This window comes from Bradyrhizobium sp., from assembly GCF_028868675.1.
In the GTDB taxonomy this organism is placed as follows: domain Bacteria; phylum Pseudomonadota; class Alphaproteobacteria; order Rhizobiales; family Xanthobacteraceae; genus Bradyrhizobium.
The window spans coordinates 1-4,756 of sequence record NZ_JAGWUA010000284.1 but is presented as its reverse complement, the minus strand read 5'-3'; the positions used below and the strand labels follow the sequence as shown (position 1 = coordinate 4,756).

General features: G+C 65.6%; 5 protein-coding genes and 1 pseudogene. All 6 read left to right on the top strand.

The genetic code is table 11. The features are described from left to right. Window positions 1–537, top strand: a pseudogene (locus tag KGM94_RS23635) (alpha-glucosidase/alpha-galactosidase); the annotation flags it as partial. Window positions 538–600: 63 nt separating this feature from the next. Continuing rightward, a complete protein-coding gene (locus tag KGM94_RS23630; RefSeq protein WP_300264648.1) occupies window positions 601–1,296 on the top strand; it encodes a TetR/AcrR family transcriptional regulator in 696 nt (231 codons plus the stop codon). Further along, on the top strand, window positions 1,293–2,096 hold the full coding sequence (locus KGM94_RS23625) for an efflux RND transporter periplasmic adaptor subunit (protein WP_300264646.1): 804 nt from the start codon (window positions 1,293–1,295) through the stop codon (window positions 2,094–2,096). Before KGM94_RS23630 ends, KGM94_RS23625 begins: the two co-directional genes overlap by 4 nt. After that, window positions 2,093–3,028, top strand: a complete 936-nt coding sequence (locus KGM94_RS23620; RefSeq protein WP_300264644.1) for an ABC transporter ATP-binding protein — start codon at window positions 2,093–2,095, stop codon at window positions 3,026–3,028. The genes KGM94_RS23625 and KGM94_RS23620 overlap by 4 nt, the downstream gene beginning before the upstream one ends. Further along, window positions 3,025–4,188 carry an ABC transporter permease gene (locus KGM94_RS23615; protein ID WP_300264642.1) on the top strand — a complete coding sequence of 388 codons (1,164 nt, stop codon included), beginning with the start codon at window positions 3,025–3,027 and terminating at the stop codon, window positions 4,186–4,188. The genes KGM94_RS23620 and KGM94_RS23615 overlap by 4 nt, the downstream gene beginning before the upstream one ends. 157 nt (window positions 4,189–4,345) lie before the next feature. Beyond that, window positions 4,346–4,693, top strand: a complete 348-nt coding sequence (locus KGM94_RS23610; protein WP_300264641.1) for a hypothetical protein — start codon at window positions 4,346–4,348, stop codon at window positions 4,691–4,693. Window positions 4,694–4,756: the final 63 nt, after the last annotated feature.

Below are 4,756 nucleotides of genomic sequence, written 5' to 3'. Positions count from 1 at the left end.
TGCGGCGACGGCCATGTCGGCGAATACTTTTCGTTCGGCTGGGAGGCCGGGGAGGGCGGCTACGATTTCGACTGGGACGAGAGCGAACGGGCCAAGCTGATCCGGATGATCGATGAGGTGCTGGCGGGACGGGCCGGAATGCCAGACTGGTGGTCGATGCCGTCGGGCGAGCGCGCCGTCGGCATCATCTCGGCCATTCTCCATAACCGCAAGCAGCTCGTCGAATCCGCCGTCGTCTACAATCGGCAGGTGATCCCGAACTTGCCGCCGAATGCCGCGGTCGAGGTGCCCGTCGTGGCCGATTTTGCCGGCATCCATCCGGTCTCGCTCGGCCCGCTGCCCGACGGCGTCGCCAAGCTGATGACAATCCAGGTTCAGGTCCAGCAGATGGCGGTGGAGGCGGCCATGCACGCCTCCAAGGAGCTGGCGTTGCAGGCGCTGCTGATCGATCCCGTCGTCAATTCCGTGGACGCGGCCCGCGGCCTCCTGGACGAACTCTGGGAGATCAACCGGCCCTATATCCGGAACTGCCTGTAATTCGTCGAGAGGTCCATCGGACCATCCATTGACAATGACTGACTGGTCAGTCATATTAATGCCATGAGTGCCGATCCCACCAAACCCGCCGCAGTCTCGACCGTCCGCCGCGGCCGAAAGGGGAGCGCGACCGCAGGCGGAGCCGCCGGGCCCGCGTCAAACCGGGCGATGCGCGCGGCGGAGCGGCGCGCAGCGATCGTCGAGGCGGCGCTGGAGGAATTCATCGCCCGCGGCTTTGCCGCCACCCGGCTCGACGACATTGCGAGGCGCGCGGGCGTCGCCAAAGGCACGATCTACCTGCACTTCAAGGACAAGGAATCGATGTTCGAGGAACTGGTCCGCATCGTGATCGTGCCGGTGGTGGAGCGGCTCGACGCGCTGCCGCCGCCGAGCGGCTCCGTACGCGATCTCGTCGAGGCTTTTGCCAGCAATTTCCTGCGCGAGGTCGCGGGCACCAGGCGTGGCGATCTGGCTCGCCTGATCGTGGCCGAGGGCCCGCGCTTTCCGGCGGTGGCCGACTTCTACTACCGCGAGGTGGTGTCGCGCGGCGTCGCCGGCATGCGTGCGTTGATCGAACTCGGCATCGCGCGCGGCGAGATCCGCGAGAAGAACCTGGCGCGCTTTCCGCAGATCCTGATCGCGCCCGCGCTGATCGCCGTGATCTGGCAGAGCCTGTTCGCACGCCACTCCCCGCTCGACGCGCAGGCCATGCTGCGCGTTCATCTCGACCTGATCTTCGGCGAACGGAGGACGACATGAGGTCGTCGCAAATGATGTTGCGGCTGGCTGCCGCCGCCATGCTCGCGGCCGGGCTCGCCGGCTGCAAGGACAACCGCGATCCCGGTTATCAGGGCTGGGTCGAGGCCGACATGATCTTCGTCAGTCCCGACGAAGCCGGGCGGGTGACCAGGCTCAACGTCCATGAGGGCGACGTGGTGAAGGTCGGCGATCCCCTCTATTCGGTGGACGACGATCTGCAGCTTGCCGACCTCAACCAGAACAAGGCGACGCTGGCGAACGCGCAGCAGACCTACGATCGTGCCGCTTCGCTCAGCAAGACCGGCGCCGGTACGCAAGCGAGCCTGGATTCGGCGGTCTCGAGCCTGCGGGTCGCCGAAGCGCGCGTGGTGACGTCGGAGACGCGGCTGGCGCGGCGGCGGGGCTTTGCCCCGGTCGCCGGCACGATCCAGCAGATCTATTTCCGCGAAGGCGAGATGGTCGCGGCGCAGCGGCCGGTGATCTCGATCATGCCGCCCGGCAACATGAAGGTGCGCTTCTACGTGCCGGAGACCGAGCTGCCCAGGCTCGCGATCGGAGACGAGATCCGGGTGACCTGCGACAATTGTGCCGCCGACCTCACCGCAAAGATCTACTTCATCGCGACCTCGGCCGAATACACCCCGCCGGTGATCTACAGCCTCGATGAGCGCAACAAGCTCGTCTACCTGATCCAGGCGAGGCCGTCGCGGCCGGACGCGCTTCGCGTCGGCCAGCCCGTCAGCGTCTATCTGAACCCCAAGACTCCCGACAACAAGACTCCGATGGCGGATCGGCGATGAACGGCGCGGCGGGCGGTATTGCGATCGACGTCAAGGGCCTGACCAAATCGTTCGGCGGCCGCGAGGTCGTGCACGATCTGTCGATGCAGGTGAAGCGGGGCTCGATCTACGGCTTTCTCGGTCCCAACGGCTCGGGCAAGACCACGACCATCCGCATGCTCTGCGGACTGCTCACGCCCGACAGCGGCGAGGGCACCTGTCTCGGCTACGACATCCGCCGCGACGCCGAGCGCATCAAACGCCAGGTCGGCTACATGACCCAGCGCTTCAGCCTGTATCAGGACCTCTCGGTGCGCGAGAACCTGGAGTTCGTGGCGCGGCTCTACGGCATGAGCGACGCACGCGGCTCCGCGCGCGAGATGATCAAGCGGCTCGGGCTCTCGGGCCGCGAGGAGCAGCTCGCGGGCGAGCTCTCCGGCGGCTGGAAGCAGCGGCTGGCGCTCGGGGCCTGCACGCTGCCCAGCCCGCGCCTGCTGCTGCTGGACGAGCCGACCGCCGGCGTCGATCCCAAGGCGCGACGCGACTTCTGGAACGAAATCCACGCGCTCGCCGGCGAGGGCCTCACCGTGCTCGTCTCCACCCATTACATGGACGAGGCGGAGCGCTGTCACGAGATCGCCTACATCGCCTATGGCTACCTGCTGGTGCACGGCACCGTGGACGAGGTGATCGCGAAATCGCGGCTCACCACCTACACCGTCACCGGCGATGATCTCAACGGGCTCGCCGCTGGACTCGCCGGCAAGCCCGGCATCGACATGGTGGCGCCGTTCGGCACCTCGCTGCATGTCTCGGGACGCGACGTCGCCGCGCTGGAGGCCAGCATCGCACCGTGGCGCGAGCGGAACGGCTTGAATTGGCAGCCTTCGCATCCTTCTCTCGAAGACGTGTTCATCGAGCTGATGAGCCGTTCGAAGGACAATTTCCAGTGAGCACCATCGACACGACAGGCCATGCACGGCAGGGCTCGGAGTGGTTCGGCTTCTGGCGGCGCTGCTACGCGATGGTGGCGAAGGAGTTCATCCAGCTCCGGCGTGACCGCGTCTCGTTCGCGATGATCGTCATGATCCCGATCATGCAGCTCCTGCTGTTCGGCTTCGCCATCAACACCACCCCGCACAATCTGCCGACCGCCGTGCTGCTGCAGGAGGATAGCGATCTCGGCCGCTCGATCCTGAAGGCGCTGGAGAACACCGCCTATTTCCGCTTCGTTCGCGAGGTGCACGACGTCAACGAGTTCGACGATCTCCTGACGTCCGGCAAGGTGCTGTTCGGCGTCGAGATCCCGCGCGGCTTCGAGCGCGCGGTGCGGCGCGGCGACCGCCCGGCGCTGCTGGTCGCGGCCGACGCCACCGATCCGGTCGCCGCGGGCTCGGCGCTCGGCTCGCTCGGCACGATCGTGCAGACCGCCCTGCAGCACGATCTCTACACCGGCGATCCGCCGGCCCTGCCGTTCGAGATCAGGGCGCACGCCCGCTACAACCCGGCCGCCTCCTCGCGCCTCAACATCGTACCGGGTCTCGTCGGCACCATTTTGACCATGACCATGCTGATCTTCACCGCTCTCTCCGTGACGCGCGAGGTCGAGCGCGGCACCATGGAGAGCCTGCTGTCGATGCCGATCAAGCCCGTCGAGGTGATGTTCGGCAAGATCATCCCCTACGTGCTGGTCGGATTCCTCCAGGCCACGCTGATCATCGCCATCGGCGTCTTCCTGTTCGGCGTGCCGATCCTCGGCAGCCTCGCGATGCTGGCGATTCTCTCGACGCTGTTCATCACCACCAATCTGTCGATCGGCTACACCTTTTCGACCATCGCGCAGAACCAGCTCCAGGCGATGCAGATGTCGATCATGTTCTTCCTGCCGAGCATCCTCCTGTCGGGCTTCATGTTCCCGTTCGCGGGCATGCCGGTCTGGGCGCAATATGTCGGCGAGGGCCTGCCGCTCACGCACTACCTGCGCATCGTCCGCGCCATCATGCTGAAGGGCGCCACCGTGCAGAACCTGCAATACGACACGCTGGCGCTGGCGGCGTTGATGCTGTTCGCCATGACGATCGCGGTGCTGCGCTTCCGCCGCACGCTGGATTGATGCAGACCGGGCCGGTTAGGACGGACGGTCTAGTCCCTTCGGACGTAACGGTTCAGCACCAAAGGGACAGCTTGTCGCCAACGAGCCTCGTGGCCGATGATCGGTCCTGTCGCGCACGTGACCGCGCGGCAGATGGTGACATTAAGGGAGTTTTCCAATGTTTAAGGTGAAGGCGATTATCTGCGCCGTGCTGGTCTCGGGCCTCATGACCTCGCAAGCTCTGGCTTTCTCGATCGGAAGCGGCAACGGCAACGGCAACGGGAACGTCGGGGTCGGCAACGGCAACGGCAACGGCAACGCCAATACCGGCGCGTTCAACGGCAACGGCAACGGCAACTTCAACGTCGGCTGGTTCAACGGCAACGCCAACGGCAACGGCAATGTCGGCGCCCTGAACGGCAACGGCAACGGCAACGCCAACTTCGGCATTGGCAACGGCAACCTGAACGGAAACCTCAACTGGGGTATCCTGAACGGCAACGGCAACGGCAATCTCAATCAGTGATTGCATCGCGTCGGCGGCACGTATCGGGCCGTCGACGCAATCCGGAGCGGACCGGTTCGAGGC